The sequence below is a fragment of the Sphaerisporangium sp. NPDC049457 genome (assembly GCF_055586705.1).
This window is the reverse complement of sequence record NZ_JBVJHR010000001.1, coordinates 63,641-76,436: the sequence shown is the minus strand read 5'-3', so window position 1 is coordinate 76,436 and position 12,796 is coordinate 63,641. Positions and strand designations below refer to the sequence as shown.

The window sequence follows — 12,796 nt, the reverse complement described above, 5'->3', positions numbered from 1 at the left end:
CGTGCCGGTGGAGGGGCTCCGCCATTCCAGCGATCCGGTGGCCGGTCCGCGGGCGGGACGCTCGGTCAGGTGAGGGACATCAGCTCGTCGAGGGCGTCGCGGAGGTGGGTGGTGAGCTTCCAGACGTCGGGGACCATGGCCCGGTCGGCGATGACGCCGACCGCGACCTGGCCGTTGTAGGAGAACGCGGTGATGTTCAGGCCGCCGCTGGCGTCGGTGACCACCGACACCGGGTACTGGGCGAGCAGGCGCCGGCCGCAGATGTACAGCGGGATCTGCGGGCCCGGCACGTTGGAGATCAGCAGGTTGACCGGCGGCGAGGTCTGCGCGGCCAGGCCGAACGCCGCGCGCTCGGCCAGGCCCGTCAGCGCGGCGGGCATGCTCTCGCTCAGATGGCGCAGCCAGCGCGCCGGCGACAGGCTGAAGCGGTCCTTGATGCGCTGCATGGAGTCGCGCACGGCGTACAGCCGCTCACGCGGGTCGGCGATGTGCGTGTCCAGCGAGGTGATCATCAGGGTGACCTGGTTGCCCGGCTCGGTGCCCTCCACGCCGCGCAGCGAGAACGGCACGCCGGCGACCAGCGGGACCTCGGGCAGCGCGTCCTGGTCGATCAGCCAGTTGCGCACCGCGGTGGCGGCCAGCGTCATGACGACGTCGTTGACGGTGACGCCGAAGACGTTCTTGACCTTCTTCACCTCGTCGAGCGGCAGTTCGGCGAAGGCGAAGCGGCGGTGCGCGGAGACCGGGCCGTTGAACGGCGTGCGCGGCACGGCGAGCTTCGGCAGCTCGGGGACCTCGCGGCCGTCGGTGATCTTCAGCTCGCGGGCCAGCCACCGGGTGGCCCGCGAGACCGCTCCGGCGCCGGGCAGGCGTGAGAGCAGCGGGATCTCGTCCAGGTAGGGCATCGCCTCGGCGAGGAACCTGAGCAGGTGGGCCGGGTTGGCGGCCAGCCGGGCGCCGGTCCTGAGCAGCATCTGCGCCGTCTCGGGGGCGAAGTCGGGCTCCACGTGGGGCTTGCCGGGCCGGCGCTTCGGGTTCGGCTCCAGATCCATGAACGCGGCCAGCACGTCCGCCCCGCCGAGGCCGTCTATCGCGGCGTGGTGCAGCTTGGTGTACAGGGCGGTGCGGCCGCCCTGGAGCCCGTGGATGAGGTACATCTCCCACAGCGGGTGGCGCCGGTCGAGGCGGCGGGCGTGCAGCCGGGCCACCTGCGCGGCGAGCTGCCGGTCGGTGCCGGGAGGCGGCAGGGCCAGCTCGCGCACGTGGTAGTCGAGGTCGAGCTCGTCGTCCTGCACCCAGTAGGGGTGGTCGAGGTTGAACGGCACCTGCATGATGCGCTGCCGCAACGGCGCGACCAGCGCCGACCTCTCCTCGACCAGGTCCAGCAGCTCGTCGCGGCCGATCGGGCCTTCCAGGATCGACAGGCCTGCGACGTTGGCCACGTTGGTGTCGGTCTCGAAAGCCAGGAACTGCGCGTCGAGGGCACTGAGCTGCCGCACGGGTCCACCTCCTCGGGCCGGGCGGGTGCGGGCCGTCTCCGTTCTATCAGCCCGCCTCGCCCCGCGGGAACGCTGCCCCCTCGCCGGTGCGGACGCCGGTGACCTGCGCGGTCGCCGGCGTCCGGCGGCTCGCGCGCGCTCGCACCCCGCCAGGTTGGCAGGAAACTGCAACCGCTCTGCAGCTTGCTGACTTCGTTTCTTCTGTTCCGGCGCCCCGGAATCCCGCAGAGTTGTTCTTGCCAGAACAAAGGCAGCACCGAAGGAAAGGGAACGGAAATGCAGAGCGAGAACACCGCCCGCGCCGAATTCGAATTCGCCGTCACGCGCACCGCCCCCGGCCATGCGCCCGTCATGCCCGGAACGACCTGGGACTGAGGTGACCGAATGCTCGTCGAACTGACCATCCGCAGGACGGCCGGAGAACCGTTGCCGAACTCTCCGGTCGACGGAATAAGAATTCTGGCCCTGCTCCCCAGAAGTTGGAGAAAAGACCTCAAGAACGTGACCGGTGACATCGCCATCCGCGTGCACACCGACGAGGACACCACCGACGCGCAGATCCGCGCCGAGGTGACGCGGATCCTGACCAACCCCGAAGTCAGCGACTGGGAACTGGTGACCTGCCGGACCCTGACCAACGGCCGCCCCACACCCAAGGAGGACACGCCATGAACGCCATCGCTTCTCTCCGGACCGTCGACTGCCACATCTGGTGGGCCGACCCGCAGGACCACGCGATCGAGTCGCTGGTCGGCGTGCTGAACGGCACCGAGCTGAAGCGGGCCGCCGCCTACAAGCGCGAGCAGGACCGCCAGAGGTTCGTCACCGCCGCCTGGCTGCTGCGCACCGCCGCCGGCGCCCAGCTCGACATCGCCCCCGAGCGGGTGCCCATCGAGCGGCGCTGCATGACCTGCGACAAGCCGCACGGCCGGCCGTACATCCTCACCGACGACGGGCTGCACGCGTCGATCTCGCACTCGGGCAACCGGGTCGCGGTGGCGCTGACCACCGCCGGGCCGGTGGGCGTGGACGTCGAGCAGGTGCCCACGGCCCCGGTGAGCGAGCTGGTGGGGTGCGCCCTGTCGCGTGACGAGCAGGAGGTGCTGAAGACGTTCCCCGTGCGGCACCAGCAGGCCGCGTTCGCCCGGATGTGGGTGTGCAAGGAGGCGGTGCTCAAGGCCACCGGCCACGGCCTGCGCATCTCGCCGCACAAGGTCGAGGTGAGCGGTCCGGGCGAGGAGCCCGCCCTGCTGAGCTGGCCGTTGGACATTCCCCCGCACACGGTGCAGATGCGCACCATCTACCCCGGGGAGGGCTACGCCGGCGTGGTCGCCGTCCTCGGTGACGACCAGCCGATCAGGGTGTCGGAGTGGGACGCCACCGCCCTGCGCCCGTCCGCCGCGCTCCCCGTGGCCGCCTGACCACCGTTGACGCCATCCGGCACGAGCCTGTTCAATAACTACGGAAATTCATCTCGCCCCGGCCCGCATACTAAAAGCCCCGCCAGGTCCGAATTCCGTACCGATCAGGCAGTCCAGCCGTAAAGGAGAGGAAGCTGACCTGCCGTGAAAAACCAATTCATCCTCATTCCCGGCCCGTGGATGGGCGCGTGGGTCTGGGAACCGGTGACCCGCGGGCTGCGCGCACTCGGCCATGAGGTCCACCCGCTCACCCTTTCCGGGTTGATCGATCCAGAGACCGACGTTTCCACCGTCGGGCTGGCCACCCATGTCGACGATGTGCTCGCGCTGCTGGAGAAACACGATCTGCGTGACGTGATCGTCGTGGGGCACAGCTATTCGGGCATCGTCGCCGGCCAGGTCGCCGACCGCGCGCCCGACCGCGTGGCGCGCACGGTGTTCGTCGAGGGCTTCCTTCCGCACGACGGCAAGTCGATGCTGCACGCCTTCCCCGAGCGCGTCCGCGCCGGGGAGCTGCGGCTGATCGCCGAGAACCGCGGCCGCTGGCCGATCCCGGACGTCAGCAGCGTGGCCGAGGGGCAGGACCTGTCCAGGCGCCAGGCGCACTGGCTGGTCGAGCGCTTCGTCGGCCACCCCGGGCACACCCTGTCGGAGCCCGCCGTCCTGACCCGCCCGCTGGCGCACCAGCGGGCGAGCTACATCGTCTGCTCCAAGGAGCACTTCGGCGGGCGCGTCTCCGAGGACGTCGCCGCCATGCGCGCCGAGCCCAACTGGACCTTCCACACGCTCGACACCGGCCACTGGCCCATGGTGTCGGCCCCCGACCGGCTGGTCTCGCTGCTGACCTCCATCGCCGCCGAGCGCGTCTGAGACCCCGCCCGCGCGGCATGTCAGCCCAGTGCGGGCGCCTGGTCCACGTCAGCCCAGTCCGGGCATCGGGCCTACGTCAGCCGAGTGCGGGCGCCTGGTCAGGGACGCCGGCCGGCACCCGGCGGAGCGCCGGGGCGAAGGCGGCGGCGAACGCCGCGGCGATCTTGATCTCGCCCGAGCCGTTCGGATGGACGCCGTCATAGGCGTCAATGCGAGGATCGTAAACCCCGGCCAGGTCGACGAGCACCACCTTGGACGCCTCCGTGGACAGCGCCGCGAGACGCGAGGGCAGCTCCCGGTTGTAGGCGTCGGTGTCGCCGGCGAGGCGCGGATGCTCCGGCAGCGGGGTGCGATGAATGACATTTCCGATTAAGAACTGAATAGCGGGATTCGCCACGCGGGCGCGCCGGACGAAGGTCTCAAGATCCGCGAGCAGCCGGTCGGGGCCCGAGACTCCCCACGCCAGATCGTTGAACCCCAGCGCGACCATCAGCCAGTCCGGCCGGTGGACGGCGACCGCGTCCTCGATGTTGTCCTTGGCCTCGCGCATCAGCCGCCCCCAGCTCGCGTAGTGCCGGCAGCTCGGGAAGTGCAGCCCCCGGCGGTAGGCGCCGGCGTGCGCGGGGTCGTCTGGACGGGCCGGGTGGACGGGGCGGTCGGCCGGCCAGACCGCGGAGGACACCCAGGTGCCCTTCCACGGCCCGACGAAGCGCACCGCCGCCCCCTGGTCGAGGAGCGTCCGCCACAGCCGGTAGCGCCAGGTGTGGTCGCCTTCGCGCCCCTGGCTGATCGAGTCGCCCACGATCATCACGTGCGGGACCGAGCCCGCGTCGTCCGGACCGGAGCCCGGCGAAGGCAGGGACGGAAGCACCGAGCCGGGAATGGGCGGAAGCGGGGGGGGGGGGGGGGGGCCCCCCCCCCCCCCCCCACCGCCCCCCCCCCCCCCCCCCCCCCCCCCCGAACCCCCCCCCCCCCCCCCCCCCCCCCCCCCCCCCCCCCCCCCCCCCCCGCGACCGTAAGACCCGGTCACTCGGGACCTTGGTCACTGGGTGCGGGAGCCCGCCGGTCGCTTGGATCACAGGTGCGACAACCCACCGGCGGGCCCCGCGGCGCTCCGCCGCCCAGGAGGTAGTGCCTTGACGACCAGTGATGAGACCGCCCTGCCGGCTCCCACGCCCGCGCCCTCGCAGCCCGTGCTGATCCAGGGCGGGATGGGGGTCGCCGTCTCCGGCTGGCCGCTCGCGCGCGCCGTCGCCCTGACCGGGCAGCTCGGCGTGGTGTCGGGGACGGCGCTGGACGTCGTGCTGGCCAGGCGGCTCCAGCGCGGCGACCCCGGAGGCCACCTGCGCCGCGCCCTGGCCCGCTTCCCGTCCCCGGAGATCGCCGCGCGCGTCCTGGCCCGCTACTTCGTCCCCGGAGGTCTCGCCGCCGGCGCCCCCTACCGGCCGGTGCCCAGGCTCGGGCTGCGCCCGAACGCCGCCCGCACGGAGCTCACGGTGGTCGCCAACTACGCCGAGGTGTTCCTGGCCAAGGAAGGGCACGACGGGCCGATCGGGGTCAACTACCTGGAGAAGATCCAGATGGCCACGCCCGCCGCCGTGTACGGGGCGATGCTCGCGGGCGTGGACTACATGCTGATGGGCGCCGGCATCCCCTCGGAGATCCCGGGGCTGCTGGACGCGCTCGCCGGGCACCGACCGGCGGAGATCACCGTCGCGGTGGCCGACGCCGGCGCCGGCGACCGGTACACCGTCGGCGTCGACCCCAAGGCGCTGCTCGGCCACGCTCCCGCGCCGCTGCGGCGGCCCCGGCTGCTCGCCATCGTCTCCTCCCACGTCCTGGCCGCCTATCTGGCGCGCTCCCCGCACACCCGGCCGGACGGGTTCGTGGTGGAGTCGCCGATGGCGGGCGGGCACAGCGCGCCGCCGCGCGGCAGGATGCGCCTCGGCGACACCGGTGAACCCCTCTACGGGCCGCGGGACGAGGCCGACCTCGGCAAGGTGGCGGCGCTCGGGCTGCCGTTCTGGCCGGCCGGCGGGTACGGGACGCCCGAGGGCCTGGCGCGGGCGCTGGAGGCGGGCGCCGCCGGCGTCCAGGTCGGCTCCGCCTTCGCGCTGTGCCGGGAGTCCGGGCTGGACGGCGCGCTGAGACGGCGCCTGCTGGAGCGCGCCCGCGCGGGGGACCTCGTGGTCCGCAACGACCCGGGCGCCTCGCCCGCAGGCTTTCCCTTCAAGATCGCCGAGGTGGCCGGCACCCTGTCCGGCGAGGACGTCTACGCCGCGCGTCCGCGGCTGTGCGACCTCGGGCATCTGCGCACCCCCTACCGCAGGCCGGACGGCTCGCTCGGCTACCGCTGCCCGGCCGAGCCGGTCGCCCAGCATGTGCGCAAGGGGCGGCCCGCCGAGGACACCGAGGGCCGCCGCTGCCTGTGCAACGGCCTGGTGGCCGCCACCGGTCTCGGGCAGCGCCGCCCGGACGGCTACCAGGAGCCTCCGCTGCTCACACTCGGGCAGGACCTGGACTTCCTGCGGGGACTGCCGGAGGACTACTCGGCCGCCGACGTCGTCGACCACGTCCTCGGCACGGGGAGCGCCGTCTAGGGGACGGCGCGCGGCGGCCGGCCGACGGCGGGCCCGCCTGCCTCTGCTGGGGGCCGCCTCTACTGGGGGCCGCCTCTACTGGAAGTCGAACTCGTTGGCGCGGACGCCGGCCAGGAAGGCGTCCCACTCGGCCCTGGCGTAGATGATCGTCGGGCCGTCGGGGTGACGGCTGTGCCGTACAGCGATCCGCCCACTGCCATCGAGCAACGGGCCGGCCTCAACACAATTGGAACCGGCGTCGGGACTGAAACTGCTCATGTGCCACGCAGCGGTTTGCTCATGCTCGGGGGTTGACATCGTCACCTTCCGCTGAGCTCGTCGAACTCGCGGTCGTCATTGCCTGGTCGTGGCCGCGAGCGGGTCGACGAGCGCCGAGCCGAAGACCCATGGAGAGGTCTGGGCGATGAAGTCGCCCGGGAATCCGAGCGTGAAGCCGGTCGCCTCTTCCAGGCGGGCGACGCTCTCGGGTGGCAGGGTGAGGTCGGCGGCGGCGAGATTGTCGCGGAGCTGGTCGACGCGGCGTGCCCCGATGATGGGATGGACGGCGCGAGAGCGGCTCATCGTCCAGGCGATCGCCACCTGCGAGGGTGTGGCGCCCAGGTCGTCGGCCACCTCCTGGACGACCCGGGTGACGGCATGGTCACGGGCCGAGAGCGAGCCGACGGCCAGCCTGCCGCCCGCCGCGGGGCCGTCCGGGCGGGTGTACTTGCCGGACAGCACTCCGCCGGCCAGCGGGCTCCACGCGGTGACGCCCAGGGTGAGGGACTCGGCCATCGGCAGCAGTTCACGTTCGATGTCGCGCTGCAGCAGGCTGTACGGAACCTGCAGGCCGATGAACGGACTCCAGCCGTGCCACTGCGCCAGCGTGTTGGCGCGGGACACGACCCAGGCCGGGGCGTCGGAGATGCCCACGTACAGCACCTTGCCCGCCCGGACGGCGTCGTCCAGCGCGCGCATGGTCTCCTCGACCGGCGTGTCACGGTCCCACATGTGCACCCAGTACAGGTCCAGATAGTCCGTGCGCAGCCGGCGCAGGCTGGTCTCGAGCGACGCCCGCAGGTTCTTGCGGTGGTTGCCCGCGGCGTTCGGGTCGGAGCGGGCGCGGGACACGGTGTACTTCGTGCCGAGCACGAACGACTCCCGCCGGCCCTCCAGCAGTTCGCCGAGGATCTCCTCGCTCGCTCCGTCGCGGTAGTTGACCGCGGTGTCGATCGTGTTGCCGCCGGCCTCGGCGTACAGATCCAGCATCCGCCGGCACTCCGGTAACGGCGCGCCGACCCCGCCCTGCTCGCCGAAGGTCATCGCGCCCAGGATCAGGTCGGACACGCGCAGGCCGCTCGCGCCCAGCGTGCGGTACCTCATGCCGTCGCCGATCCGCTGAACAGCTCCGCGGCGCGCGAGACGACCTCATCGTGCGGCACGTCCCGCACGTGCTCGTCCAGCGCCCAGCGGTGCCCGAACGGATCCAGCAGCTGACCGGTGCGGTCGCCCCAGAAGGCGTCGTGCACCGGCTCGAACACCGTCGCCCCCGCCCGCAGCGCCCGCGCCCAGGCCGCGTCGGCGTCCGGGACCCGCAGGTGCAGGGCGGCGGACGTGCCGCCGAGTCCGGCGGGCGAGCGCATGCCCCGCGCGGGCATCTCGCCGGCCACCGCAAGGACGGTGTCGCCGAGCCGGAGCTCCACGGTGAGCGTGCGACCGTCGGGAAGGGTGATGCGGCTCGTCTCCCGGGCGCCCAGAGCCTCCGCGTACCAGACGGCGGCGTGGTCGGGGTCGCCAACGACCAAGTGGATCGCTAATTGCGTCATGATCAGACCATACACACTGTATGGACAGCCTGTACAGACCTCGTGTCCGTACAGGCTGTCGTATGCTGGCCGGCATGCCCTCCAAGCGCATCGCGCGCTCCGCCCGGCGATCCGGTACGGCGCCCGCTTCCGCCGAGTTGCGGGAGCGCATCCTGTCCGCGACGCGCGAGCTGCTGCGGCACCGCCGCTTCGACGCCCTCAGCGTGGCCGACATACTGACCGCCGCGGAGGTCTCCCGGGCGAGCTTCTACTTCTACTTCCCGAGCAAACAGGCCGTGCTCGGCGAGCTCGTGCGCGAAGCCGTGGCGCAGGGGCAGCAGGCGGCGCAACCCTGGATCGAGGGGCAGCAGGATCCGGTCGCCGCGCTCCGGGCGGGCGTGACGGACGGCGCCCGTCTGTGGCGCGCCAACGCCGGCGTCCTCATGGCGATCGTCGAGAGCTGGGGCTCCGACGAGGATTTGCGAGCCCTGTGGCTCGAACAGATGGACCTGTTCACCGACGCGGCCGCTGCACGCATCCGGTCCGACCCGCAAGCCCGACGGCGACTCGGCGACGCGGACATCCGCAGCGTCGCCGCCTCGCTCACCTGGCTCGGGGAGCGGCTCTACTACCTCGCCGCGGCCGCGGTACCTCCCTTCGACGACGAGGAGATCCTCGTCGACACCCTAACCAACGCCTGGACCTCCCTCCTCTACGGCCACACCGCACAATCCGGCTGAATGAGCCATCGTGAGCGGCGTGGGCGCCGGTCGCGAACGGCAAGACCCTGATGTCGATGTTCCCCGGCCACGCTAGACCTCCTGGGCTCCGGCGGAGGTCGTATGCGCAACGAACCCGGGGGGGGGGGGGGGGGGGGGGGGGGGGGGGGGGGGGGGGGGGGGTGGGGGGTGTGGGGGGGGGGGGGGGGGGGGGGGGGGGGGGGGGGGGGGGGGGGGGGGGGGGGGCGTACGNNNNCGCACCGCAGGCACCTTTTGGGCCTCGGGGGAGGGTGACATAAAAGCAAGGGGGGGGGGGGGGGGGGGGGCCCCCCCCCCCCCCCCGCCGGTCGCTTCCTGCTCCGGCTGCGCCGTGGCTGGGGGAGCGGAGCAGCTTTCACGGCCGTGGGTGGGGTGATCCGTGGTGGGCCGTTCGGAGGGGTCATCGATGGGGTCGGCGGCGGCGGGGGTGGTGGAGGAGGGCGAGTGTGGCGGGGAGGAGGAGGGCGGGGATGATGAGGTCGAGCGGGTCGAGGTGTGCGACTCCGGGGGCTCCCGTCTCCGCGACGAAGTAGCGGGCCGCCAGGTAGTTGAGCTGGTAGGCGCCGACGTAGACGCAGGTCGCGACGCCGAGCGCGTGGCCCCAGGCGGTGCGTCGCCACAGCAGCACGCCGGCCAGCACCAGCGGCGGCGCGATCATGGTCAGGTCGAGGGCCTGGCCCAGGTGGATCTGGGCCGGGGGCAACGGCAGGACGTCCGCCGGTATCTGTCCCGTGGCGGCCTGGCGGACGATCATGGGGGCGTACATGCCGATCATGGCGACGGCCAGCAGGAGCAGCAGGCCGCTCACCCAGCGCATCGCTCTCGGGGCGTGGGGGGTGACGTCCAGCTCCGTCAGCGCCAAACCCAGTGCCGTCGCAGACAGCACGAGGATGGTCACGTGCAGCAGGAACAGGTCGGTGTAGGCGGGGTCGTAGACGTAGTAGGCGTAGTTGTAGACCGAGTAGGCGAGCATGCCCACCCAGACCAGGTCGGCGCGCGGGGAACGCCGTACCGATCCGGCCAGCGCCGCGAGCATCAGGGGGACGCCCGCGGCCAGGGTCGCCAGGTCGTTGCCGCGGAACCTGGCGACCAAGACGGGGGAACCGGGGTACAGGTCGTCCCTCCACAGCCCGGTCGCCGCGGCGACGACGGTGAGGACGGCGATGAGGCCGGTCAGCCACCAGGCCGCCCGGAATCGGGGACCCGGCCGGGCGGGTGGCGGTCCTGACATCGGCGGCCGGGTGCGGGAAACGATCGTCTCATCCATCGGGAGAACCCCTCACTGGAAGCGTTCGGGCCCTGCGCTGACGATGACGCCCGGTGCGACGCCCGCCCAGAGGCTTTCGCCCGGACCGCGCGGGCCGAAAGCCCCCGCTTCGGAGGGGTTTTCCCGGCGGGGAGTTCACCTCTCTGGGAAAGGGGCGGCCGGTGCCCTGGGTGGGGGCACCGGCCGGGAGGGGGTTAGAAGACCGGGGTGCCGGCGCGGGTGAGTTGCCAGTTGGGGGTGGCGAAGGTGGCCGGGTCGATGGTGCCGGAGGCGGTGGCGTACTCGATCAGCGCCTGCCGGATCTCCACCTGGGCGTTGTACACCACCGGAGCCGTCGCGACGTGCGGGAAGCCGCCGCCGCCCGACTGCCGGTAGTTGTTGACGGCGACCACGAACAGCTGGTCGGCGGTCACCGGCGCGCCCTGGTAGGACAGCCCGGTGATGCGCTGCCCGACCGGCTGGGAGATGTCGACGTCGTAGGTGACGCCCGACAGCTGGTCGTAGTTGTAGTCGGGGGTGCCGCCCGCGTTGGTCAGCGTGGCCAGGTCGATCGGCGCGTCCGGGGCCACCTGGGCGAAGTACTTGGCGGAGTACTCCAGGTAGTCCTTGATCTGGGCGCCGGTCAGCTTCACGCCGAGCAGGGTGTTGTCGTAGACGTACAGCCCGGCCATGTCGCGCACGCTCACCGGTCCCGCCGGGAAGACGGCGGTGCGGCTGAACGGCGCGGCGATCGACAGCACCGGCAGCGAGGCGTCGGCCGTCGCGGCGATCGCCTTGCTCACCAGGTCGGTCTGCACCTTCTGGATGTAGTCCAGGATCGGCGTGTCCTTGTAGGGCGACTCCGCCGCCGACAGCTGCTCCTTGGACTGGGCGATGACCTGGTTGACGTAGCCGACCGTCTTGTCGTGCCGGTCCTTCATCAGCGCGACGATCTTCGGGTCCTCTGCGACGGTGTTGGTGTTGAGCGTGGTGGAGGACTTGCCGGTCACCGTCCATGTGCCCTGCCGCTTGGCGAGGGTGAAGTCGACGACCGACAGCCGCTGGCCCCACTTGCCCGGCTCGGTGAGCAGCACCTGCCGCCCGGTGGCCTTGTTGGTGACGAACCTCTGCGGGACGTCGTTGTGGGCGTGGCCGAACAGGACGGCGTCGATGCCGGGGACCTGCTCGGCGACCATGGCCGCGGCGTTCTCGACCGGCAGGTCCGAGCCGTAGGAGGACATGCCGTTGTCGCCGGCGTGCGCGGTGACCAGGACGACGTCGGCGCCGAGGCCGCGGATCACCGGCACCCACTTCTTGGCGGTGCCGACCAGGTCCAGGAACTTCAGCCTGCCCTCGACGTTGGCCTTGTCCCAGATGGCGACGCCCGGGTTGGTCAGGCCGAGCACGCCGACCCTGATCGGCTTCTCGCCGGCGACCTTCATCGTCTTGATGACGAACGGCCGGTACGCGGGCAGGCCGGTCCTGGCCGAGACGGCGTTGGCGCCGAGCACGGGGGCCTTCATCTGCTTGACCCAGGCGGCCAGCAGCGGCAGCCCGTAGTTGAACTCGTGGTTGCCGAGCGTCACGGCGTCGTATCCGATGGCGTTCATGGCGCCGGCCATCGGATGGGTCCGGCCGGTCTCGGTGATCGGCTCGACCTTGGCGTAGTAGTAGTCCAGCGGGGTGCCCTGGATGGTGTCGCCGGAGTCGAACAGCAGCGTGCGGCCGGCGCCGCGGTCGGCGCGTATCTGGTTGACCAGGGTGGAGACCTTGGCCAGGCCGACGTCGTTGTGCGCGCTGTCGTCGAACTCGGCGTTCTTGAAGTAGTCCCAGTTGAGGACATTGCCGTGGGTGTCGGAGCTGGCCATCACGGTGACCTTGACCGTGTGGCCGCCCGTGGCTGAGGCGGGGGCGGGGGACACGAGCAGGCCGACGGCCACGGCGCCGGCGGCGCCGGTGGCCATGGCCCGGCCGATTCTGGAACTCATGGCGAGGACGGTAGCCAGCGCGAATCGCTTACAGGTCACGAGACGCCTTTCGCCCGCGCGGTGCGATGTCTCGCCGTAGTTGAAGAATCGGAAAGCGCTCCCTGTCGACCGAGCCTGCGCTTTCCGTGGAAAAATGTCAAGGCTCGGGTTAACAGGAAGGAAACCCGGTGTATACCCGTGGACCGCTCCTGGACGTGGCCTGAGAGCGCTCTCACCCAGACCTCATGACCGGAAGAGGAGCTCTCTGAGCTGGGAAGATGCGGGAATATCGCAGAGAGCGCTCTCTCGTGGCGATGCCGGCATTGGCGGGTACATCACGGCGATTGTTACAGAATGACCCGTTGACACGAAGGTGTGAGCGGCGTGACGCTTCTCGGGGAGCGCTCCCTCCAAGATCATAATTCGCCCCCCAGGAGGGTTCATGGGCAAGCTACGCCCCGGTATGGTCACCCCTCTGCTCGCCGCGGTTCTGGCCGTCACCGTCACCGCGTGCGGTGGCGGTGACGGCGGCGGGGGGGGGGGGGGGGGGGGGGGGGGGGGGGGGGGGGGGGGGGGAGGGGGGGGGGGGGGGGGGGGGGGGGGGGGGGGGGGGGGGGGGGGGGGGGGGGGGGGGGGGAGGGGGGGGGAGAT

Annotated in this window: 12 protein-coding genes; 5 read left to right on the top strand and 7 right to left on the bottom strand. The window is 71.9% G+C overall.

Features of this window, described 5'->3' with window-relative positions; all coding sequences use genetic code 11:
* Positions 1–65 precede the first annotated feature (65 nt).
* Positions 66–1,499 (bottom strand): WS/DGAT/MGAT family O-acyltransferase, encoded by a 1,434-nt coding sequence (locus ACZ6QO_RS00355; RefSeq protein WP_465846217.1) that lies wholly within the window; start codon positions 1,497–1,499, stop codon positions 66–68.
* A 384-nt stretch (positions 1,500–1,883) separates the two neighbouring features.
* Here ACZ6QO_RS00355 and ACZ6QO_RS00350 point away from each other — a divergent pair, with 384 nt between their 5' ends.
* The 3 genes from ACZ6QO_RS00350 (at position 1,884) to ACZ6QO_RS00340 (ending at position 3,790) form a co-directional block, all read left to right on the top strand.
* Positions 1,884–2,171 (top strand): hypothetical protein, encoded by a 288-nt coding sequence (locus tag ACZ6QO_RS00350; protein WP_465846215.1) that lies wholly within the window; start codon positions 1,884–1,886, stop codon positions 2,169–2,171.
* The gene (locus ACZ6QO_RS00345; protein WP_465846213.1) at positions 2,168–2,920 is read left to right on the top strand and encodes a 4'-phosphopantetheinyl transferase family protein; all 753 of its coding nucleotides are present in this window, start codon (positions 2,168–2,170) and stop codon (positions 2,918–2,920) included. Before ACZ6QO_RS00350 ends, ACZ6QO_RS00345 begins: the two co-directional genes overlap by 4 nt.
* A gap of 144 nt (positions 2,921–3,064) precedes the next feature.
* On the top strand, positions 3,065–3,790 hold the full coding sequence (locus tag ACZ6QO_RS00340) for an alpha/beta fold hydrolase (RefSeq protein WP_465846212.1): 726 nt from the start codon (positions 3,065–3,067) through the stop codon (positions 3,788–3,790).
* A 76-nt stretch (positions 3,791–3,866) separates the two neighbouring features.
* On the opposite strand, the gene ACZ6QO_RS00335 is transcribed toward ACZ6QO_RS00340, so the two are convergent.
* On the bottom strand, positions 3,867–4,661 hold the full coding sequence (locus tag ACZ6QO_RS00335; protein WP_465846210.1) for a GDSL-type esterase/lipase family protein: 795 nt from the start codon (positions 4,659–4,661) through the stop codon (positions 3,867–3,869).
* Positions 4,662–4,926: 265 nt separating this feature from the next.
* Here ACZ6QO_RS00335 and ACZ6QO_RS00330 point away from each other — a divergent pair, with 265 nt between their 5' ends.
* Positions 4,927–6,390, top strand: coding sequence for a nitronate monooxygenase (locus ACZ6QO_RS00330; RefSeq protein ID WP_465846208.1), 1,464 nt, complete (start codon positions 4,927–4,929; stop codon positions 6,388–6,390).
* 75 nt (positions 6,391–6,465) lie between these two features.
* Here the strand turns inward: ACZ6QO_RS00330 and ACZ6QO_RS00325 are convergent, their stop codons facing one another.
* The 3 genes from ACZ6QO_RS00325 to ACZ6QO_RS00315 all read right to left on the bottom strand — a co-directional run bounded on the left by ACZ6QO_RS00325 (position 6,466) and on the right by ACZ6QO_RS00315 (position 8,195).
* Positions 6,466–6,648, bottom strand: a complete 183-nt coding sequence (locus ACZ6QO_RS00325; RefSeq protein WP_465847210.1) for a DUF397 domain-containing protein — start codon at positions 6,646–6,648, stop codon at positions 6,466–6,468.
* A 75-nt stretch (positions 6,649–6,723) separates the two neighbouring features.
* The gene (locus ACZ6QO_RS00320) at positions 6,724–7,752 is read right to left on the bottom strand and encodes an aldo/keto reductase (RefSeq protein ID WP_465846207.1); all 1,029 of its coding nucleotides are present in this window, start codon (positions 7,750–7,752) and stop codon (positions 6,724–6,726) included.
* A complete protein-coding gene (locus ACZ6QO_RS00315) occupies positions 7,749–8,195 on the bottom strand; it encodes a VOC family protein (protein WP_465846206.1) in 447 nt (148 codons plus the stop codon). The genes ACZ6QO_RS00320 and ACZ6QO_RS00315 overlap by 4 nt, the downstream gene beginning before the upstream one ends.
* Positions 8,196–8,269: 74 nt before the next feature.
* On the opposite strand from ACZ6QO_RS00315, the gene ACZ6QO_RS00310 reads away from it, so the two are divergent.
* Complete coding sequence (locus ACZ6QO_RS00310) at positions 8,270–8,914, top strand: TetR/AcrR family transcriptional regulator (protein WP_465846204.1); 645 nt, start codon at positions 8,270–8,272, stop codon at positions 8,912–8,914.
* A 418-nt stretch (positions 8,915–9,332) separates the two neighbouring features.
* Here the strand turns inward: ACZ6QO_RS00310 and ACZ6QO_RS00305 are convergent, their stop codons facing one another.
* On the bottom strand, positions 9,333–10,199 hold the full coding sequence (locus ACZ6QO_RS00305; protein ID WP_465846202.1) for a hypothetical protein: 867 nt from the start codon (positions 10,197–10,199) through the stop codon (positions 9,333–9,335).
* A gap of 194 nt (positions 10,200–10,393) precedes the next feature.
* Entirely contained in the window at positions 10,394–12,166 is a 1,773-nt protein-coding gene (locus ACZ6QO_RS00300; RefSeq protein WP_465846201.1) for a bifunctional metallophosphatase/5'-nucleotidase, read from the bottom strand.
* Positions 12,167–12,796: the final 630 nt, after the last annotated feature.